Genomic DNA, 19,136 nt, shown 5'->3' with positions numbered 1-19,136 from the left:
TGCACCCTATGCGGTCCGGTAGCCCACCTCGCTCGGGGTGCCCCGAGGTGTGTTCGCGTCGTGCACCCGGAGGAACCCGGTGACCGCCGCCGACCACCCGAACTCCTCGGCTCTGGCCCGGGCGACCCTCCGCCGATCCGCCTCCGGCCGGGCCGCCAGGCGGGTCACCGCGGTACGCAGCCCACCGGAGCGTGCCGTCACGAAGTTGGCGAGCCGCACGATCCGCAGCCCGCCCGCAGCCCCGGTCACGACGCGGCCGGCAGGCCGACGGTGGCGGCCACTGCCCGTACCGCGTGGTAGTGCCCGATCAGCTCGTCGCCGACGGCCGCCCAGCTACGCCGGCTGACGGCGACCCGGGCGGCCAGCCCGTAGGCCCGCCGCCGTTCGGCGTCGCCCGCCAGGTCGACGGCCGCGGTGGCCAGCGCGTCGCCGTCGCCGGTGGCACCAGCAGCCCGGTCACACCCTGGTCGACCAGATCGGCCGGACCACCGCTGTTCGCGCCACGACCGGCACCCCGGAGGCCAGCGCCTCCTGAAGGGTTTGGCCGAAGGTCTCGTGCGGTCCGGTGTGCACGAACAGGTCCAGGCTGGCGTAGAGCCGGGCCAGGTCGACCCGGTGCGTCAGACGTCGTAGCTGGCGCCGGGCCGGACCACCTCGAGCGGCCCCGCGTACGCGGAGGCGGCCGACTCCAGCGTGTGCGCCTCACTGCCCCAGGCGGGCACCAGGTGGGTGAGCAACAGCCGGCCCACCGCGGCCTTGGTCGCCGCCTCACCGGCCTCCCGACCGGTCAGGTGCAGATCCGGCGGATTGTCCACGCCGTCAAGGTAACTGGCCTCGCAGAGGAACACGTCGGCGTTCTGCGCCAGCCGCAGCAACGCCTCGCAGGGCGCGGTGTCCGACGAGTAACACAGCGAACGGCCGTCGTGCTCCAACCGCACGCCGTACGTCTCGACGGGATGGTTGACCCGGTCGACGGTGACGGTGAACGGGCCGATCGGGAAGGTGCCCGGCTGGAGCGCATAGAACTGGTACACGTCCTCCACCGAACCGTCCTCGCCGTACGCGGCGCTGAGCCGGTCCGGCGCGCCAGCGGGCGCGTACACCGGCAGCGCCGGGTAGGGGCCGTCCGGGGCCCACCGGCGCACCACCACATAGAGAACAGCGTCGAACATGTGATCACAGTGCAGGTGGGTCAGCAGGATCGCGTCCGGGGCATGCAACCCGGCGTACCGCTGAAGGCTGGACAGCGAGCCCGAACCGAAGTCGACCAGGAGGCGAAAACCGTCAGCCTCGACGAGGTAGGCCGAGCAGGGCGACTCGGGGCCGGGGAAACTCCCAGCGCTTCCAAGGACGGTCAGTCGCATCGAGTTGTCTCGCTGTCACTGTCAGTAGCATTCGTGGCGGCCGTCGCCCCAGCCATGATCTCTACCGACGCGTACGTCACGCTGCGCAGCCTACGCTGGGGTGCCCGGCAGCAAGAATCATCCAACGGAAGTTGTCACGAACGTGACACGTGCTCACAGCCCGCCGGGCAGAGTACGGGCCGTCGACGCACATCGACGGCCCGTACCCGGGAAGACCAGTCCGTTCAGGCCCAGAGCTGCCCCTCCAGGGCGTCCTCGGCATCGGCGAGCGTGCCGCCGTACGCGCCGGTCGACAGGTACTTCCACCCGCCGTCGCAGACCACGAAGGCCACGTCGGCCCGCCGGCCGTCGCGGACCGCCTCGTGCGCGACCGCGAGCGCGGCATGCAGGATGGCACCTGTGGAGAAGCCGGCGAAGATGCCCTCCACCTCCACCAGTTGCCGGGTGCGCAGCACCGCGTCCCGGGTGCCGACCGAGAAGCGTCGGGAGAGCACCGAGGCGTCGTACAACTCCGGCACGTACCCCTCGTCGATGTTGCGCAGGCCGTAGACCACCTCGCCGTAACGCGGCTCGGCGGCCACGACCTGAACGCCCTCGACCTTTTCCCGCAGGTAGCGCCCGGCACCCATCAGGGTGCCGGTGGTGCCGAGCCCCGCCACGAAGTGCGTGATGGTGGGCAGGTCGTGCAGCAGCTCCGGCCCGGTCGTCTCGTAGTGCGCCCGCGCGTTGGCCTCGTTGCCGTACTGGTAGAGCATCACCCAGTCCGGGTGCTCCACGGAGATCTGCTTGGCGGTGGCAACCGCCTGGTTGGAACCACCCGCCGCCGGCGAGAAGATGATCTCGGCCCCGTACATCCGGAGCAACTGGACCCGCTCGGTGGAGACGTTCTCGGGCATCACACAGACCAGCCGGTAGCCGCGCAACTTGGCCACCATCGCCAACGAGATGCCGGTGTTGCCACTGGTCGGCTCGAGGATGGTGTCACCCGCGCGAAGCCGGCCGGCCTCCTCCGCCGCCCGCACCATGAAGAGCGCCGCGCGGTCCTTGATGCTGCCGGTCGGGTTCCGGTCCTCCAGTTTGGCCCAGAGCCGCACCGGCGGGGCCCCGTCGGGCACCGTCGGAGAGAGCCGGGGCAGGCCGACCAGCGGCGTACCCCCGCACGCGTCGAGCAGGCTGTCGTACCGCGCCATGGCGGCCGACCTCAGCGAGCCGCGACGGCGGCGCCGTGCGAACTGATCGCCGCTGCCGCAGCGAAGCCGAACGCGCCGCCGGCCACGGCCGGCAGGATGGTAACGCTGTCACCGTCAGTGAGCTTGGCGTCCAACGCGCCGAGGAAACGGACGTCCTCGTCGTTCACGTAGACGTTGACGAAGCGGTGCAGCGTGCCAGCCTCGGTGATCAGCCGGCCACGCAGGCCGCCGTGCCGGGAATCCAGGTCGGTGAGCAGATCGGCGAGGGTGTCGCCGGTGCCGTCGACGACCTTGGCGCCGCCGGTGTAGCTGCGCAGGATGGTGGGGATGCGAACCTCAATGGCCATGATGTCGAACTCCTCGATCGGGTGTGCCTACGGTGACGGGACGAGACGGGTGCGGACGCTGACGGATCAGCGGCCGGAACACTCGTAGTCGACCGTCGCCGGGCTCTGCCCGAACATGTAGGACTGGACGGCATGTGGGTCGACGCCGGCCTCCACGACCCGAACCGGCTCCTCGGTGACCACGCCGTCGACGATCCGGAACGACCGGATCTCCTCCGAGTCGGGCTCACGCGTCGAGACGAGCAGGTAATGCGCGCCCGGCTCGCCGGCGAAGGAGACATCCGTCCGTGACGGGTACGCCTCGGTGGCGGTGTGCGAGTGGTAGATGACCACGGGCTCCTCGTCCCGGTCGTCCATCTCCCGCCACACCCGCAGGTGCTCCATCGAGTCGAACTCGTAGAAGGTCATCGACCGCGCGGCGTTGTCCATCGGGATGTGCCGGGTCGGGGTGTCGCTGCCGACGGGACCGGCGACCACGCCGCACGCCTCGTCGGGGTGATCCCGGCGCGCGTGGGCGACGATCGCGTCGATGATCGACCGGTCGATGCTCAGCACGTGCACCAGCCTAACGCCTGCCGAGCACGGGCCGAAGTGGTGCCGGTCACGACTAGTCGATCAAGGCGTTGAGCAGCGACTCCTGCAGATACCCGAGGTACGCGTAGACCGAAAGCTGGAACACCCGGCTGGAGGCGGGGTCCTCGGCGACCGCGTCGTCCAACTCCTCGCCCAGATCCGTGCCGTCCTTGATCTCCAGTCGGACGCCCATCGCGAGTCGGGCGTCGTTCAGCGCCCGCAACCATGCCTCGGCCGCCTCGGCGTCCAGTCGCACCTCACCGCCGGCGTCGTCGGGCAGCGCGGCCAGGATCGCCCCCGCCTGATCGATCTTCGCGGTCTTCAGGTCGCCCTCGGTGTAGCGGCGGAACTCGGCGGTGCCGGGCGCGTCCTTCGGGTAGACCGCCGGGAAGAGCCGACCGACGACCGGGTCGGTGTGGTCGAAACCGTCGGTGAGCAGGCCGACCACCTCGGAGGCGACCTTGCGCAACACCCGCACCTCGTCGACGGCGAAGATGGCGACATAACGGCCGGCCTGGCGGCGGAACATGCTCATGACCGGTCCACCGTCGCCCACAGCCCGTACGCGTGCAGCTGCGACGCGTCGTGCTCCATCCGCTCCCGGGCACCGGTGGAGACCACGGCACGGCCCTTGTGGTGCACGTCCAGCATCAACTGCTCGGCCCTCTCCCGGCTGTAGCCGAAAAGCTTCTGGAAGACCCAGGTCACGTACGTCATCAGATTGACCGGGTCGTCCCACACGATCGTCACCCATTGCCGGTCAGCCGCCGGCACCTCGTCAGTGTCCGGCGTCTCGACCGGTGCAACCTGCGGAGCCGCCATGCCCCCCATCGTGCCACCGGTTTCCCGGAACCGAGGAACCGGAACGCCGGCCCGGCGCGGATCGCCCACGCCGGACACCTCTGACCCGCCCCGGACGCCATCGGAGGCGCGGTGCGGAGCAGACCCGGACCGGGGGGCGGCCACGCCGTCAGGCGAGCAGGATGCCGTGATCGACTGCATCGGAGAGCACCGCGCCCAGCGAGAGCCGGATCACTTCGAACCGCCGGGAGATCTCCCGGGACAACCCCAGCTCGACCTCCCGCACCGCACGTTGGGACCAGGCCCGCGCCGCGCTGTGGTCGTCGTTGCCGGGCATCCGCCACTGCTGCCAGCACCCGCCGGAGAGCGCCACCGCGACCGGCGGGAGCACCTCGTCGCGGGACGCCGTCGGATAGTTGGCGAGGGCGTCGATCGCCTCCGCGCCGGTCAACCCGGCCACCCCAGCCGTGCTGGTGACCAGCAGCACCTTGTCCAACTCATGGCCGGGCCGGTGATCGGTCAGGCCGTACTGCACGGCGGTGGCGATCCGCCGGCGCACTCCCTCGGACGGCGGCGCGCCGAGCACCCGGGCCGCGGCGTCGGCCACGATGCCGCGCACCGCATGGTCGCACTGCGCGGTGGCCAACAGCGACAACGCGGCCATCTCCCGGTCCAGTAGGTCGGGTATGCCGGCGCAGCCGACCCCGAACACGATCTCCTGAACCGCGCGCAGGTGGATGTTCGCCAACTCCAGGGCGAGGTGCTGACGGATCCGCTGAGCACACGAGCGGGTCTGCCGGTCGAGTTGCTCGGACCAGCCTCCCGGATCGGCGGCCACGGCTACCCGACCGTGCTGGCCCGGCAGCACCGGCGGGTCGGCACTGGCCCGCTGCAGCCCCTGCACCGACGACCAGCCCACCAACGCCCGGCGCAGGTCGGCGGCGCAGTCCCCGACGGCGTGGGCGTCGATCGGGAACCACCGCGCGCCGGCAAGCGTCGGCACCGCGGCCAACAGCGCGGCCCGGTGGGCCGCCACGGTCACCGCGGCCGCGTCCACCTCCGTCGCCGGACCCCCGACCGGCGGGACGGACGCCCCCGCGTCCTCCGTCGCCGCCGCACCGTCGACCAGTGGCGCCCAACCTGCCGCGCCGGGGGTCACCGCGAAGACAACCTCCACCGGGGTCGGGGCGACCTCGGCGAGCAGGTTCAGCTCAGCGGCGGTGAACGCCTGGTTGGCGGCGATCACGAAGAGCAGCGCGCCGGCCCGGCCCACCGCGTCGAGCAGCACCCGCCTGCCGGCCGCACCGAGCGTGGCCGTGTCCGGAACGTCGATCAGAGCGAAGTGCCGCAGCAGTGGCTCGGGCACGCTCAACTCGACCCGCCGGGGCGGACGGGCCAACGCCGGGCCGGCGGCGTTGCGGTCCGCGCCGTACGAGTGCGGCTGGCGGTAACCGGGCACGAACGCCGCCCGGGTGGGCGCCTTCGCGTTCCGCACCACCAGCCAACTGCCCGCAGGCACGGTGAGCATGACCGGGTCGAGCCCGAGCAGCCGGGCGAGCACGGCGCGTCGTTCGGCACCGCCCGGGCCGACGGCGACCACACCGAGGGGCTCCTCCGGGGCCGAGTCGGTCACGCCGACCCGGGTGGGCAGTGGGCCACCGCTGGGCAGGTCGGCTGTGCCCACGATGTCGTCCGACGAGTCGACCGAGGGGAGAGGGCCCTGCTTCATCAGGTGGCCTCCCAGGGCAGTTGACCGGACATCCGGTCGGGTGGGAATTCCGGTGCAAACCCGGATGCCGGAAGACTACGGGCGGGCCGGCAACCAGGTGGAACACCGGGAATACTCACCGGTAATTGTGCGACTACTCAACTTCGTTGCGTGACGGTGCGGGCGCGGACGGATTCCGATCGATATGCTGCGCGGATGAGTCGATGGAAGTTCGTCGGCCGGTCCGACGAGCTCAACCGCCTGCTGACGGCGGTGACCGGCGAGGCCGGCCGCGGGCTCTTCTTCAGCGGCAGCGCGGGCATCGGCAAGAGTCGGCTGCTGCGCGAAGGCGTGAGCGCGTTGCCCACCGAACGGTTCGCGATCTGGTCCATCGCCGCCAGCGCCACCACCGCCGCGCTGCCGTTCGGCGGGCTGGTGCAGGTCCTCCCCGCCGAGCAGCCCCAGGGCCTCTCCCCCGCCGGGATCCTGCGCTGGGCGCTCAACGTGCTGCAACAGCAGGCGGCCGGCCGCCGGATCGTGCTCGCCATCGACGATGCCCACCTGCTCGATCCGCCCTCCGCCGCCCTGGTGCACCTGGTCGCCCGCGCCGAGAACGCCACAGTGGTCGGCACCCTGCGCGACGGCGAGCAGATCCCGCTGCCGATCCGCGCACTCTGGACCGACGACCTGGTCGAGCACGTCGAGCTGAGCCCGATGCCGCATGCGGAAACCGCCGGCCTGCTGGCGGCGATCCTGGGCGGCCCGGTCGACGCCGGCTCCGCCGACCGGCTCGGTCGGCTGTCGGCGGGAAATCCGCTGCTGCTCCGGGAGCTGGTGCACGCCGCCAACGGCAGCGCCGAGCTGAAACGCACCTACGGGATCTGGAAGTGGACCGGGCGACTGGAGCTGGCTCCGAACCTGACCGACCTGATCGACACCCGGGTCGGGAAACTCACCGACGGCGTCCGCGCGGTCGTCGAGCTGGTCGCGTTCGGCGAACCACTCGGCCTGCACCTGCTCAACAAGGCCGCCGACCCGGCCGACGTGGAGACCGCCGAGGAACGCGGCCTGATCAGCGTCGTCCAGCACGACCGACGGACCAACGTCCGGCTGGCTCATCCGCTCTACGGCGAGGTGATGCGCCGCCGCTGCCCGGTCAGCCGCACCCGCCGACTTCAGGCACACCTCGCCGAGCTGCTCGAGCAGGTCGGCAAGCGCCGCCGCGACGACCTGCTGCGGGTCGCGGTGTGGCGACTCGACTCGGGCACCGCACAGGACCCGGCGTTGTTGGTGGACGCCGCCGTCCAGGCGTTCACCCGCTATGACGTGCCGCTGGCGACCCGCCTGGCCCGTGCCGCGTTGCACGCCGATGGCGGCTCCGACGCCGCCGAGCTGCTCGCCACCATCCTGATGTTCGCCGACCGGCCCGACGAGGCGATCGACGTCCTCGACGCGGTGACCCCCGAGCCCGGCGACGAGCGGCGGTTCTGCCGCTGGCTGACCGTGCGCGGGATGGTCAGCTACTGGGGGCTCAGCCGGCAGTCCACGGTGGAGGAGATCGCGAGCCAGGTCGAACAACTCAGCGACTCCGCCGACCGCTCCCGGGTGCACGCCTTCGAGGCCATCATGCGCCTGCACCGACTGGACACGACCACCGCGGTACGGCTCAGCCAACGCGTACTGGACCGGCCGGCGGCCGGCGTCGCCGCCCGCGAGCTGGCCCGCTGCACCATCGCGTACGTCCAGGCCGCACAGGGCCAGCTGACCCGCAGCGGTACGGCGATCGCCCAGGTGCACTCCGCCGTAGCCAACTGGCGCACCGACATGCCGTACCTGCAGCTGGCCCTGGAGCTCGCCCGGGGCACCCGGCTCATGCTCACCGGCGACCTCGCCGGGATCGACGCGATCGTGGCCGACGAGTTCGCCGACCTCGCCGGCGCTGGCGACTTCCGGCTCGGCACCGGCTACCTGGCCATCCTCCAGGCGTACGCGGCCCGGCTGCGCGGGCAGAGCGACGCGGCCATGCGTACCTCGCTGGGTGCCTGTGCGGTGCTGGCCACCAGCCGGGTCTACGCCGGTCTGGCCCAGGCCGAACGCGCCCAGTCGGCGGCGCTGCGCGGCGACGCCGCGCAGGCCACCGCGGCGATGGCCGAGGCGGACCGCACCCACGCGCCAGGCATGGCGGTGCTCTACCCATGGCTGGAGCAGGCCCGGGGCGCGACGCTTGCCACGTCGGGTGACCTGCCGGGCGCGGTCAAGCACCTCAGCGACCTGGTGGACCGGCTGCGCTCGGACGGCTTCGCCGGGCACGAGGTGCACGTCCTCCACGACCTCGTCCGGCTGGAACAGGCCGGCATGGCGGTCGGGCCCACCTGTTCCGACGGTGGCCGGCGCACCGTGGCACAGCGTCTGGCCGAGCTCTCCGAACGGGTCGACGGGGTGCTTCCGCCGCTGCTGGCCCGGCACGCCCGCGCCGCGGTGACCGACTCTGCCGCGGATCTGCTCGCGGTCGCCGACGACTATGCCGCACTGGAGTTGACCGTGTACGCGGCCGAGGCAACCTCCCAGGCCGTGCAACGGTTGCGCCAGCAGCAGTCGGCGACGGCCAACGATGCCCGGGAACGCCTGGCCGGGTTGCTCGGGCGTTGTGACCTGATCCGGACGCCGGCGCTGCAGGCCGGCGCACCGGTGCTCACCGAGCGGGAGTGGCAGGTGGCCCGCCTCGCCGCGCACGGCGCGCCCAGCCGGGCCATCGCCGAACGGCTCTACCTCTCCGCACGGACCGTGGAAAACCACCTCCAGCGGATCTACGCGAAGCTTGGCGTGACCGGCCGGGCCGAGCTGTGGGCCGCACTGCGGGCGATCCCGGGCCACGACGGCGGCGATACGGACTGAACCTTAGGCTGGGGCGGTGAGCATCAACCACCCCGCGCTGCTGACCGACCACTACGAGCTGACCATGGTCAGCGCGGCACTGAAGGACGGCACCGCCGACCGCCGGTGTGTCTTCGAGGTGTTCAGCCGCCGGCTGCCGAGCGGCCGCCGGTACGGCGTGGTCGCCGGCACGGCCCGGCTGATCGAGCTGATCCGCAACTTCCGGTTCGACCCCGCGGAGGTCGACTTTCTGCTCCGCACCGGGGTGGTCGACGAAACGGCGGCGGCCTGGCTCACGGACTACCGCTTCACCGGCGACATCGACGGGTACGCCGAGGGTGAGCTGTTCTTTCCCGGTTCACCGATCCTGACCGTTTCCGGCGGTTTCGCCGAGTGTGTGGTGCTGGAGACGCTGGCGCTCTCCGTCCTCAATCACGACAGTGCGGTGGCCGCGGCGGCGGCGCGGATGGTGACCGCCGCGCGGGGTCGGGCGCTGATCGAGATGGGGTCGCGTCGGGCGCACGAGGAGGCGGCGGTGGCTGCGGCGCGAGCCGCGTACCTGGCCGGCTTCCGGTTCACGTCCAACCTCGCCGCCGGTGCACGCTACGGCATCCCGACGGCGGGCACGGCGGCGCACGCGTTCACCCTGCTGCACGACGACGAGCGGGCGGCGTTCGCGTCACAGGTCGCCACGCTGGGCAAGGACACGACGCTGCTGGTCGACACGTACGACATCAGCCAGGGCATCCGCAACGCGATCGCGGTGGCCGGGCCGGAGCTGCGGGCGGTTCGGATCGACTCGGGCGACCTGGCGGTGATCGCCCAGCAGTCTCGGGAGCTGCTCGACTCGCTGGGCGCCACCGAGACCAAGATCATCGTTTCCGGCGATCTGGACGAGTACGCGATCGCCGCACTGGCCGCCGAACCCGTGGACATGTACGGCGCCGGCACGGCCGTGGTCACCGGCTCCGGAGCACCGACCGCCGGGCTGGTCTACAAGCTCGTCGAGGTCGAGGGACGGCCGGTGGTGAAGCGCTCCGAGCAGAAGGCGACCATCGGCGGCCGGAAGGTCGCGGTCCGCCGGCACAAGCCGACCGGCACCGCGACCGAGGAGATCATCGTCCCGCAGGGCGTACCGGACCGGCAGCCCAACGACCGCATGCTCCAGCACTCTTTCGTGGTCGCCGGCGAGCCGGTCTCGCTGCCCACCCTCGACGAGTCGCGGGAGCACCTACGCGAATGCCTGATCTCCATTCCGTGGGAGGGGCTGAAGCTCTCGGCCGGCGACCCGGCCGTGCCGGTCACCGTCGTACCCGCCGACTGACAGTCCCACCCCCGCCTACCCGGCACCCCGCCGAGCGAGGAGCCGGAGGCTCAGCCTTCTCCCGCCGACCCAGGGCCAGGGCCAGGGCCAGGGTCGGGACCGGGGCCAGGGCCAGGGTCGGGACCGGGGCCAGGGCCAGGGTCGGGACCGGGGCCAGGGCCAGGGTCGGGACCGGGGCCGGGGCCAGGGTCGGGACCGGGGCCGGGGCCAGGGTCGGGACCGGGGTCGGGGCCGGGGCCGCGTGCCCAGCCGCCGCCCGGCCGGCTCGGTACCGCTCTCCCGGTCGCTGGCGGGCGTCCACCCCACGCCGGTCGGGCACGTAGTCTTGCCATGACCCGACGGGCCCGCGCTCGGTCGAGGTCACGACAAGCCGACTCCGAAGGAGCGCTCCGGTGGGCAGTGCGCTGATCATCGTGGACGTGCAGAACGACTTCTGCGAGGGCGGCTCGCTTGCTGTCGCCGGCGGTGCGGGGGTGGCCGCGGGCATCTCCCGGCTGCTCGCCTCCGAGCCGGAGCGGTGGTCGCACGTGGTCGCCACCAAGGACTACCACGTCGATCCGGGTGCGCACTTCGGCGATCCGCCGGACTTCGTGGAGTCCTGGCCCCGGCATTGTGTGGTCGGCACCACCGGGTCGGAGTTCCACCCCGAGCTGGACACCGGACGGATCGAGGTGATCTTCCACAAGGGCGAGCACGCGGCGGCGTACTCCGGGTTCGATGGGCACGCCGAAGACGGCGAGTGCCTGGCCGACTGGCTGCGCCGGCACGACGTGGACCGGGTCGACGTGGTCGGCATCGCCACCGATCACTGCGTCCGGGCAACCGCGCTGGACTCCGCCCGAGAGGGTTTCACTACCACCGTGCTGCTCGAGCTGACCGCCGCCGTCGCGCCCGCGACCACCGATGTGGCGCTGCGTGCCATGGACGGCGCTGGGGTTACCCTGCACGGCCAGCCTGTGATCAGGGCCGCATGAGAGCGTAATTGGTTGGTCATCGGGCCGCCGCCAGTCGAGGATTGTCGGCCGGAGGTACGGACCCACGTGAACATGAAGCCTTACCGGCAGGCGCTCGCCCTGCCCGGCCTGCGGTCGCTGTTGCTGGTCGCCGTCCTCGCCCGCATTCCGCTCACCGCGACCGGGGTGACGCTGACCTTCCACGTGGTGTTCGACCTTGATCGAGGCTACGGGGCCGCTGGCCTGGTCGGCGCGGCCAGCACCGTGGGCGCGGCGATCGGCGGACCGGTCCTGGGCCGACTGGTGGACCGGCGGGGCCTACGTCCCGTCCTGGTCCTCACCGGCATCGCCGAGGCGATCTTCTGGGCCACCGCTCCCTCACTGCAATACTCCCTGCTGCTACCGGCCGCCTTCGTGGCTGGCTCTCTGGCCCTGCCCATCTTCTCTGTGGTCCGTCAGTCGATCGCGGCGCTGGCTCCGGAGGACCAACGCCGCCCGGCGTACGCGCTGGACTCGATGTCGGTGGAGCTGTCCTTCATGATCGGCCCGGCGTTGGCAGTGGCCCTGGTCACCGCGATCTCCGCGCAGACCACCATGTACCTCGTCGGCGGCGGCATCGTCGCGGCCGGGATCGCGTTGTGGGTGGTCAACCCGCCGATCCGCGGTGCCGCCGAGCATGCCGGCCCGCAACGCCAGGTGCCTCACCGCGAGTGGCTGACACCACGACTGTTCGCCGTGCTGGCGCTCAGCGCCGCAGCGACCCTGGTGCTCGGCGGCACCGACGTAGCGGTGGTCGCCGTGCTGCGGGCCAGTGACGAGGTCGGTTGGACCGGCGCGGTGCTGGCCATCTGGGCGGTAGCCTCGCTGGCCGGCGGGTTCGCCTACGGGGCCGTCCACCGCTCGTTCTCTCCACTGACGCTGACCGCCGCACTCGCCCTGTGCACCATCCCGGTCGGGTTGGGCGGTGCGCACTGGTGGCTGCTGTGCCTCGCGCTGATCCCGGCCGGCGCGCTCTGCGCGCCGACCATCGCGGCCTCCTCCGACGCGGTCAGCCGCCTGGTTCCGGCCGAGGTACGCGGTGAGGCGATGGGCCTGCACGGTTCGGCGGTCACCGTCGGCATCGCGGTCGGCGCACCGCTCGCCGGCGCGGTCATCGACGCCAGCGCACCGCTCTGGGGCTTCGTGGTCACCGGCGCGCTCGGCGCGCTGGTCACCCTCGTGGTGCTTCCGATCGAGCTACGCCGCCGCCGCAATGCAGCAGCACCACCTCTGTCCCCGCCCGTCGAGGCGGATCTCACCCCCGCTGCCCGCTAAGGGCAGACCGCTCTGCCCGAGGTCGGCACGGACCAGCCAGGGCGGAGGCGGGGCAGAGGCGGGACGGAGGCAGGACGGGGGCGGGGCGGGCAGGCCAGCCTGGGCAGACTCCCGGACCGCGTCTCCGATAAGCGCGAAGATCATCTCGCCACCGCGCGCGATGATCAGCGCGCCTTGACACGCCAGTTGGCCGGGCAGTCAGGCGGCCGGGGCCGCCGGGCAGCGGGGTGGCCCAAGCCGCCGGGCAGCGGGGTGGCCCAAGCCGCCGGGCAGCGGGGTGGCCCAAGCCGCCGGGCAGCGGGGTGGCCGAAGCCGCCGGGCAGCGGGGTGGCCGAAGCCGCCGGGCAGCGGGGGTAGTCGAGGCCGGCCACGGTGACCACGGTGACGCGATCGAAGACGTTGCTGTGCCGTGGATGCTCAGCGCCGACCGGTCCGCCCCCAGTCGGCATGCACCCTGGTGAGCGGTATACCTCTGGGTCATAAATATGACACACAGGTATACCGCTCACCAGGAACACCGCTTGGGGTCAGTCGCGCAAGACCGGACCGCCTCGTGCAAGGCCACGCGCACCGAGCGATACAACGCCGCACCATGCAAGCAAGGTCGGGTCGGGTCGCGCCGCGCCAGGCGCGCCGCGCCAGGTGAGCCCGAGCCGGGCAGGCCGAACCGAGCCGGGCAGGCCGAACCGAGCCGGGCAGGCCGAACCGAGCCGGGCAGGCCGAACCGAGCCGGGCAGGCCGAAGCGAGCCGGGCAGGCCGAACCGAGCCGAGCCGTGCGATGCGAGGCCGAGACGCGCGATGCGAGGCCCGGCACGGCGCAGGATGGATTGAGCCAGCCTCGGCCGGCACCGCGCCCGGCCGAGGCCGAACCTGACGGGCGACGGACCGGACACGGCGACGAGCCAGACATGGCGGTGGGCGCCGCATGGCCCGGACTACACACGGCGGCGGGCAACGCATGGCCTGGGCCGCACACGGCGACGGGCGCCGCTCCCGGAGGTCCCGGGGGCGGCGCCCGTCGTACAGCTGAGCGTCAGTGCCGATCGATGTCGCTTGCGACGTCCTCGCGGTAGCTGGCCCCGCCGTCCGACTCCCTGGTGAGCGGCTTGGCGCCGCCCTCCGGCGGGCCGGCCAGGGTCTGGCCTGCGGCCAGCTCCGGGAACTTCGCGTCGAACGCCGGCCGCTCGGAGCGGATGCGGGGCATCCGGTCGAAGTTGCGCAGCGGCGGCGGGCTGCTCGTCGCCCACTCCAGCGAGTTGCCGTGACCCCAGGGGTCGTTGACCTCGACCACGGGGCCGGTCTTGTACGACTTCCAGCAGTTGTAGATGAACGGCAGCGTGGAGATACCGGTGATGAACGCGCCGATCGTGGAGATCGTGTTCAGCGTGGTGAAGCCGTCGCTGGGCAGGTAGTCGGCGTACCGGCGGGGCATGCCCTCGTTGCCGAGCCAGTGCTGCACCAGGAACGTGGTGTGGAAACCGATCATGGTGAGCCAGAAGTGCACCTTGCCCAGGCGCTCGTCGAGCATCCGGCCGAACATCTTCGGGAACCAGAAGTAGATGCCGGCGAAGACCGCGAACACGATCGTGCCGAAGAGCACGTAGTGGAAGTGCGCCACGACGAAGTACGAGTCCGACACGTGGAAGTCGATCGGCGGGCTGGCCAGCAGCACACCGGTGAGACCACCGAAGAGGAAGGTGACCAGGAAGCCGACCGCCCAGAGCATGGGAGTCTCGAAGCTGATCTGGCCCCGCCACATCGTGCCGATCCAGTTGAAGAACTTCATACCGGTCGGCACTGCGATCAGGTAGCTGAGGAAGCTGAAGAACGGCAGCAGCACCTGGCCGGTGGCGAACATGTGGTGCGCCCAGACGCTCATGGAGAGCGCGGCGATCGCGACGGTCGCGGCGACCAGACCCTTGTAGCCGAAGATCGGCTTGCGGGAGAAGACCGGGATGATCTCGCTGATGATGCCGAAGAACGGCAGCGCGACGATGTAGACCTCGGGATGCCCGAAGAACCAGAACAGGTGTTGCCAGAGCATCGGCCCACCGGTTGCCGGGTCGTACACGTGGGAGCCGAGGATCCGGTCCGCGGCGAGCGCGAAGAGCGCCGCGGCCAGCAGCGGGAAGACCAGGATCACCAGAAGGCTGGTGACCAGGATGTTCCACGTGAAGATCGGCATCCGGAACATGGTCATGCCGGGCGCGCGCAGGGTCAGCACCGTGGTGATGATGTTCACCGCGCCGAGGATGGTGCCCAGACCGGAGATGGCCAGACCCATGACCCACATGTTGGCGCCGACGCCGGGCGAGTGCTCGACGCTGCTCAGCGGCGCGTACGCGAACCAGCCGAAGTCAGCGGCGCCACCCGGGGTGAGGAAACCGGCGGTGGCGATCGTGCCGCCGAACAGATACAGCCAGTAGGCGAAGCTGTTCAGGCGGGGGAAGGAAACGTCGGGCGCGCCGATCTGGATCGGCACGATGTAGTTCGCGAAGGCGAACACGATCGGCGTCGCGAAGAACAGCAACATGATCGTGCCGTGCATCGTGAAGAGCTGGTTGTACTGCTCCGGCGACAGGAACTGCAGCCCGGGTCGGGCCAGCTCAGCACGCATGATCAGGGCCATCAGGCCACCGATCATGAAGAACGCGAACGCGGTGACCATGTACATGATCCCGATTTGCTTCGCGTCCGTGGTTCGCAGCAGCCGCGCGATGGCCGACCCCTTGACCGGCTCCCGGACCGGCCAGGGCCGGGTCACGACCGGCTTGGGTGCGACGGTGGTCACGAGTGGCCTCCGGTTCTCGGTTGTCCCGCTCGGCACACGCTGGTTATCGGCGGGCCGTCATCCGCAAGGAGGATAGTCCCCGGCAGGTCGCAGCGCCGCGTGGGGTGGCGTGACACGATCTACAACGGGGCTACAGCGGGCCGAGCAGGAGCCGGTAGTGCTCCCCGAAGATCCGGCCGCCGCGTCCGCGCAGCACCGGGTCGCGCAGCGCCGGCGGCACGTCCCTGGTCCGGTTGCGGTCCCGGGTCCGGTCCCGCACCCATCGGGTACGCGGACGGCGACGACTCTCGTACGCCACCAGAGCGGCCTCCACACTGCTGCCGGCGCAGAGCGATTCGGCGAGAACCACGGCGTCCTCCAGTGCCATCGCCGCGCCCTGGGACAGCGTGGGCGCGGTGGCGTGCGCGGCGTCGCCGACCAGCAGCACCCTGCCCCGGTACCAGCGGCCCAACTCCACCTCGTCGGTGATCCCGACGTGCACCCCGTCGAGGGCCGCCAGCACCTCGGGCACCGGGCCGCGGTAGTCGGCGAAGAGTTCGCGTAGCCGGGCCAGCGGGTCGACGGGTGCTTCGGTGCCGGCCTCGTCGGCGTAGAGGTGCAGCCGCCCGGCGCCGATCGGCACCATCAGGAACCCGGAGCGCTGGCCGAGCAGGGCGGTCCACTCGGTGACCGGTGGGCCGTCGCGCAGCACCGCCCGGTAGACCACCTGACCGACCGGGCGGGGCGGCCCGCCGAGCGCGGCGAGGGCGCGGACCGAGGAGCGCGGGCCGTCGGCGCCGATGACCAGGTCGTACTCGGTGGTGGTGCCGTCGGTGAAGGTGACCCCGACCGCACCCGGCAGCAACTCCAGGGTGCGGACCTCGGCGCCGTGCCGGACGGCGCCGCCGGCGCCGCTGAGCAGCACCCGGTGCAGGTCGGCCCGGGGTAGCGCCCGACATTCGCCGACGCCGGCCCAGAGGGTGTCGAGGTCGACCTCGCAGAGGTGCGCGCCGGTGGCGTCGAAGAAGTGCTGGCGGTGGATGACCTGCCCGAGCGGACGGACCGGGTCGTGCAGACCGAGCCGGTGCATCGCGCGGGCGGCATTGCCGGGCAGGTAGAGGCCGGTTTCGGTGGACTCCCCCGGTGGCAGCTTGTCCGTGACGTCAGGCCGGAAGCCCGCCAGGCGCAGCGCTCGGGCCACGGCCAGGCCGGCGATGCCCGCGCCGACGACGAGGATGCGCAGGGGGGAGCCACCCATGGTGGTGTACGCCTCCGGAGGGGGAGCGGAACGCGCTGGAGGCAACACGCTACTCGGAGCGATCGGTGCACGCCAGGCCCGATCGGCCCGCGCCGAGTCGCCCGTCGGCGGCCCGCGTCGTTTGGCCGGCTGCCCGTCGCCATCCATCCGGCGAGGACATGGCAATCCTCACAATTCACCAGTTCGGCGCATGCGGTTGCGCCTCGGTTTCAAGCATGTAAATGTGTCACTGAGTGTGGGAGCGCTCCCGCACTGCCCCACCACATCCGGCGCCCGGCACGCGCCGAGTCAAGGAGCGTCATGAAACGTCCACTTCGGGCCCTGGTCGCCGCAGGCTTGCTGCTCAGCGGCTCCCTCGTCGCCGTGGCCCTCGGCGGTAACGCCTCCGCCGACACGCAGATCTGCGAACAGTACGGCTCGGCCGTCATTCAGGGCCGCTACGTGGTGCAGAACAACCGCTGGGGCACCACCGCCCAGCAGTGCATCAACGTCACCAGCAACGGCTTCGAGATCACCACCCTGAACGGCAGCAGCCCCACCAACGGCGCACCGACGGCGTACCCCTCGGTGTTCTTCGGTTGTCACTACACCAACTGCTCCCCCGGCACGAACCTGCCGATCCAGGTGTCCCAGATCAGCAGCGCCACCAGCAGCATCTCCTACCGCTACGTGAGTGGTGCCACCTACAACGCCTCGTACGACATCTGGCTGGACCCGTCGCCCAAGCGGGACGGGGTGAACCAGATGGAGATCATGATCTGGCTCAACCGACAGGGCCCGATCCAGCCCATCGGCTCGGTGGTCGGCACCACCAACCTGGCCGGCCGCACCTGGGAGGTCTGGCGGGGCAGCAACGGCTCCAACAACGTCATCTCCTACGTCGCGCCGTCGGCGATCTCCAGCCTGAACTTCAGCATGCTGGACTTCATCAACGACGTTCGCAACCGGGGCGCGATCACCAACTCCTGGTATCTGACCAGCGTCCAGGCCGGTTTCGAGCCCTGGCAGGGCGGGGTCGGCCTGGCCGTGACGTCGTTCTCGGCCTCGGTCAACGGCGGCGGCACGCCGCCCACCAACCCGTCGACCCCGCCCCCGACCACCCCTCCGCCGGGCGGCGCGAGCTGTGCGGTGAAGTACACGGCGAACTCGTGGAACAACGGCTTCACGGCCGACGTGCAGATCACCAACACCGGGTCCAGCGCGATCAACGGTTGGACGCTGACCTACAGCCTGCCCAGCGGGCAGCAGGTCACCAACTCGTGGAACGCCACGGTGAGCCAGAGCGGGTCCTCGGTGACCGCTCGGAATGTCGGCCACAACGGGTCCGTCGCACCGGGCGGCACGGCCAGCTTCGGCTACCAGGGCACCCTCAGCGGGTCGTACTCGTCACCGACGAGCTTCTCGCTCAACGGGGCCACCTGCTCCCGCACCTGACCGGCCACGCCACTGACGGTGGGGGCGTGACCACCCGGTCACGCCCCCACCACTCAGCCGGGCTCGTCAGACCCGGGTGAGGCGTACGGCGTCGGCGATGACCAGGCCGGTGGCGTTGCTCCACCGGCTCACGCCCACCCGGTTGGCGTCACCGGCCGGCAGCGTGAACGTGCCGAGGATCCGCCACTGCCCGCCGGTGGCGCGTTGGTCGACGCGGACGGTCTGGTTGCCGCCACTGGTGGCGACGATGTACGGGGCCGCGCTGTTGTAGCCGGAGTTCGCCGGCCACCAGGCCTCGACCCGGTAGTTGGCGGTGGCCGGGACGTTGAACCGGTACCACGCGACGTCGCTCGCGGCGATCGGGTCCGCGTACCGGTAGTCGGCGCCGTACCGCTGCCCGGAGTACGACGACACGCCCCAGTTCGCGCTGGCGGTGAAGCGGCCGGTGGTGGTGTTGTCCACGGTGGAGGACCAGGTTGTGCCTCCGGCCATCTTCGCCGCCACGTCGGCCCGCATCACGTTCAGGTCGATGAAGGACGGGTCGATCTTACCGGTGGTGCTGGTTTCCCGGTGCCCTCGGGCGTAGCTGCTGTCGCGACCCAGGCGGGTGAGCACGGCGGCGGTGGCGGCGAGCGACGCGGTGTACTGCGCGCTGGTCATCTCCTGGTTGACGCCGTTGTAGTCGATCTCCCACCCGATCATCAGGGTGTTGCCGTCCCCCGCCGGGATCGGTCCGCTGCCGCCACTGACCCCGGCGTGGTTGCAGCGGCCTGCGGAGATGACGTGGAAGACGCCGTTGTAGTCGACGAGCGCCTGACAGAGCGGGCCGGGCAGGTCGGACCGACCGTTGATGCAGATGCCGAGCGCCGGATGCGGGTTGCTGGCGCTGGAGGTCGAGGCGGTGTGGTGCCAGAGCACCCCGATGGGGTCGAAGGAGCCCGGTCGCATCCGGTTGAGCCAGTCGCCCTCGACCACGACCTGGACTCCGGCGGCGCGCAGCACGTCCACCAGCCAGGGAATCGTCGCCATCAGGCGTCCTGGAGCAGATCGGCGAGACACTCGGCCTTCGGCGCGGCGCTCGCCGGGGTGGGTCGGGCGACGACGGTCAGCGCGGCGGCCACCAGGGCCGGGATGCCGAGCACCCCGCGACGGCGCAGACGGATGGATGGTGAGCGGGCCATGGCGATCCTCCAGCGACAGCGGGTTTCGAACGGATCGACGAACG

17 protein-coding genes and 1 pseudogene are annotated in these 19,136 nt (G+C 71.4%); 5 read left to right on the top strand and 13 right to left on the bottom strand.

Translation table 11 applies throughout. The annotated features are described in order from the left end of the window. Positions 1-6 precede the first annotated feature (6 nt). From JOD64_RS19875 to JOD64_RS19835, 9 genes and pseudogenes are all read right to left on the bottom strand, one after another. The gene (locus tag JOD64_RS19875; RefSeq protein WP_275581530.1) at positions 7-249 is read right to left on the bottom strand and encodes a hypothetical protein; all 243 of its coding nucleotides are present in this window, start codon (positions 247-249) and stop codon (positions 7-9) included. Beyond that, positions 246-651: pseudogene (locus JOD64_RS19870) on the bottom strand (glycosyltransferase); the annotation flags it as partial. The gene JOD64_RS19875 and the pseudogene JOD64_RS19870, both read right to left, overlap by 4 nt. Next, positions 621-1,364 (bottom strand): MBL fold metallo-hydrolase, encoded by a 744-nt coding sequence (locus tag JOD64_RS19865; RefSeq protein WP_204943589.1) that lies wholly within the window; start codon positions 1,362-1,364, stop codon positions 621-623. The gene JOD64_RS19865 and the pseudogene JOD64_RS19870, both read right to left, overlap by 31 nt. Positions 1,365-1,588: 224 nt before the next feature. Then, the gene (locus JOD64_RS19860; protein ID WP_204943588.1) at positions 1,589-2,554 is read right to left on the bottom strand and encodes a PLP-dependent cysteine synthase family protein; all 966 of its coding nucleotides are present in this window, start codon (positions 2,552-2,554) and stop codon (positions 1,589-1,591) included. 11 nt (positions 2,555-2,565) lie between these two features. Then, positions 2,566-2,901, bottom strand: coding sequence for a MoaD/ThiS family protein (locus JOD64_RS19855; RefSeq protein WP_204943587.1), 336 nt, complete (start codon positions 2,899-2,901; stop codon positions 2,566-2,568). Positions 2,902-2,967: 66 nt separating this feature from the next. Then, a complete protein-coding gene (locus JOD64_RS19850; RefSeq protein WP_030487200.1) occupies positions 2,968-3,456 on the bottom strand; it encodes a M67 family metallopeptidase in 489 nt (162 codons plus the stop codon). Positions 3,457-3,508: 52 nt separating this feature from the next. Further along, on the bottom strand, positions 3,509-4,009 hold the full coding sequence (locus JOD64_RS19845) for a DUF2017 domain-containing protein (RefSeq protein WP_204943586.1): 501 nt from the start codon (positions 4,007-4,009) through the stop codon (positions 3,509-3,511). After that, positions 4,006-4,296, bottom strand: coding sequence for an ATP-dependent Clp protease adapter ClpS (gene clpS, locus JOD64_RS19840; RefSeq protein WP_110565539.1), 291 nt, complete (start codon positions 4,294-4,296; stop codon positions 4,006-4,008). The genes JOD64_RS19845 and clpS overlap by 4 nt, the downstream gene beginning before the upstream one ends. Before the next feature lie 148 nt (positions 4,297-4,444). Continuing rightward, complete coding sequence (locus JOD64_RS19835; protein WP_204943585.1) at positions 4,445-6,004, bottom strand: hypothetical protein; 1,560 nt, start codon at positions 6,002-6,004, stop codon at positions 4,445-4,447. Positions 6,005-6,199: 195 nt separating this feature from the next. Between JOD64_RS19835 and JOD64_RS19830 the strand changes: the two genes are divergently transcribed. The 4 genes from JOD64_RS19830 to JOD64_RS19815 all read left to right on the top strand — a co-directional run bounded on the left by JOD64_RS19830 (position 6,200) and on the right by JOD64_RS19815 (position 12,448). Next, positions 6,200-8,878, top strand: a complete 2,679-nt coding sequence (locus JOD64_RS19830) for a LuxR C-terminal-related transcriptional regulator (protein WP_204943584.1) — start codon at positions 6,200-6,202, stop codon at positions 8,876-8,878. 16 nt (positions 8,879-8,894) lie between these two features. Further along, entirely contained in the window at positions 8,895-10,181 is a 1,287-nt protein-coding gene (locus JOD64_RS19825) for a nicotinate phosphoribosyltransferase (protein ID WP_204943583.1), read from the top strand. 392 nt (positions 10,182-10,573) lie between these two features. After that, positions 10,574-11,155: an isochorismatase family protein gene (locus JOD64_RS19820; RefSeq protein WP_204943582.1), complete on the top strand. Its 582-nt coding sequence runs from the start codon at positions 10,574-10,576 to the stop codon at positions 11,153-11,155. Between the two features lie 72 nt (positions 11,156-11,227). After that, positions 11,228-12,448: an MFS transporter gene (locus JOD64_RS19815; RefSeq protein WP_204946155.1), complete on the top strand. Its 1,221-nt coding sequence runs from the start codon at positions 11,228-11,230 to the stop codon at positions 12,446-12,448. 1,034 nt (positions 12,449-13,482) lie between these two features. Here the strand turns inward: JOD64_RS19815 and ctaD are convergent. Next, positions 13,483-15,240, bottom strand: coding sequence for an aa3-type cytochrome oxidase subunit I (ctaD, locus tag JOD64_RS19810; protein WP_204943581.1), 1,758 nt, complete (start codon positions 15,238-15,240; stop codon positions 13,483-13,485). 130 nt (positions 15,241-15,370) lie between these two features. After that, positions 15,371-16,477 (bottom strand): FAD-dependent monooxygenase, encoded by a 1,107-nt coding sequence (locus tag JOD64_RS19805; RefSeq protein WP_204943580.1) that lies wholly within the window; start codon positions 16,475-16,477, stop codon positions 15,371-15,373. Between the two features lie 300 nt (positions 16,478-16,777). Between JOD64_RS19805 and JOD64_RS19800 the strand changes: the two genes are divergently transcribed. Then, positions 16,778-17,911 (top strand): glycoside hydrolase family 12 protein, encoded by a 1,134-nt coding sequence (locus JOD64_RS19800; protein ID WP_204943579.1) that lies wholly within the window; start codon positions 16,778-16,780, stop codon positions 17,909-17,911. A gap of 66 nt (positions 17,912-17,977) precedes the next feature. Here the strand turns inward: JOD64_RS19800 and JOD64_RS19795 are convergent, their stop codons facing one another. Next, on the bottom strand, positions 17,978-18,940 hold the full coding sequence (locus tag JOD64_RS19795; protein ID WP_204943578.1) for a golvesin C-terminal-like domain-containing protein: 963 nt from the start codon (positions 18,938-18,940) through the stop codon (positions 17,978-17,980). Beyond that, a complete protein-coding gene (locus tag JOD64_RS19790; protein WP_204943577.1) occupies positions 18,940-19,092 on the bottom strand; it encodes a hypothetical protein in 153 nt (50 codons plus the stop codon). Before JOD64_RS19790 ends, JOD64_RS19795 begins: the two co-directional genes overlap by 1 nt. Between the last annotated feature and the right edge of the window lie 44 nt (positions 19,093-19,136).

Source organism: Micromonospora luteifusca, assembly GCF_016907275.1.
GTDB classification, from domain to species: Bacteria; Actinomycetota; Actinomycetes; order Mycobacteriales; family Micromonosporaceae; genus Micromonospora; species Micromonospora luteifusca.
This window is presented reverse-complemented; position numbering and strand designations above follow the sequence as displayed.

What these genes read in the sequence shown, in the direction of transcription:
- JOD64_RS19800 (WP_204943579.1), top strand. Translation starts at nt 16,778, where the DNA reads ATGAAACGTCCACTTCGGGCCCTGGTCGCCGCAGGCTTGCTGCTCAGC.
- clpS (WP_110565539.1), bottom strand. Translation starts at nt 4,296, where the DNA reads ATGGCGGCTCCGCAGGTTGCACCGGTCGAGACGCCGGACACTGACGAG.
- JOD64_RS19835 (WP_204943585.1), bottom strand. Translation starts at nt 6,004, where the DNA reads ATGAAGCAGGGCCCTCTCCCCTCGGTCGACTCGTCGGACGACATCGTG.
- JOD64_RS19845 (WP_204943586.1), bottom strand. Translation starts at nt 4,009, where the DNA reads ATGAGCATGTTCCGCCGCCAGGCCGGCCGTTATGTCGCCATCTTCGCC.
- JOD64_RS19860 (WP_204943588.1), bottom strand. Translation starts at nt 2,554, where the DNA reads ATGGCGCGGTACGACAGCCTGCTCGACGCGTGCGGGGGTACGCCGCTG.
- JOD64_RS19865 (WP_204943589.1), bottom strand. Translation starts at nt 1,364, where the DNA reads ATGCGACTGACCGTCCTTGGAAGCGCTGGGAGTTTCCCCGGCCCCGAG.
- JOD64_RS19830 (WP_204943584.1), top strand. Translation starts at nt 6,200, where the DNA reads ATGAGTCGATGGAAGTTCGTCGGCCGGTCCGACGAGCTCAACCGCCTG.
- JOD64_RS19790 (WP_204943577.1), bottom strand. Translation starts at nt 19,092, where the DNA reads ATGGCCCGCTCACCATCCATCCGTCTGCGCCGTCGCGGGGTGCTCGGC.
- JOD64_RS19805 (WP_204943580.1), bottom strand. Translation starts at nt 16,477, where the DNA reads ATGGGTGGCTCCCCCCTGCGCATCCTCGTCGTCGGCGCGGGCATCGCC.
- JOD64_RS19855 (WP_204943587.1), bottom strand. Translation starts at nt 2,901, where the DNA reads ATGGCCATTGAGGTTCGCATCCCCACCATCCTGCGCAGCTACACCGGC.
- JOD64_RS19815 (WP_204946155.1), top strand. Translation starts at nt 11,228, where the DNA reads ATGAAGCCTTACCGGCAGGCGCTCGCCCTGCCCGGCCTGCGGTCGCTG.
- JOD64_RS19795 (WP_204943578.1), bottom strand. Translation starts at nt 18,940, where the DNA reads ATGGCGACGATTCCCTGGCTGGTGGACGTGCTGCGCGCCGCCGGAGTC.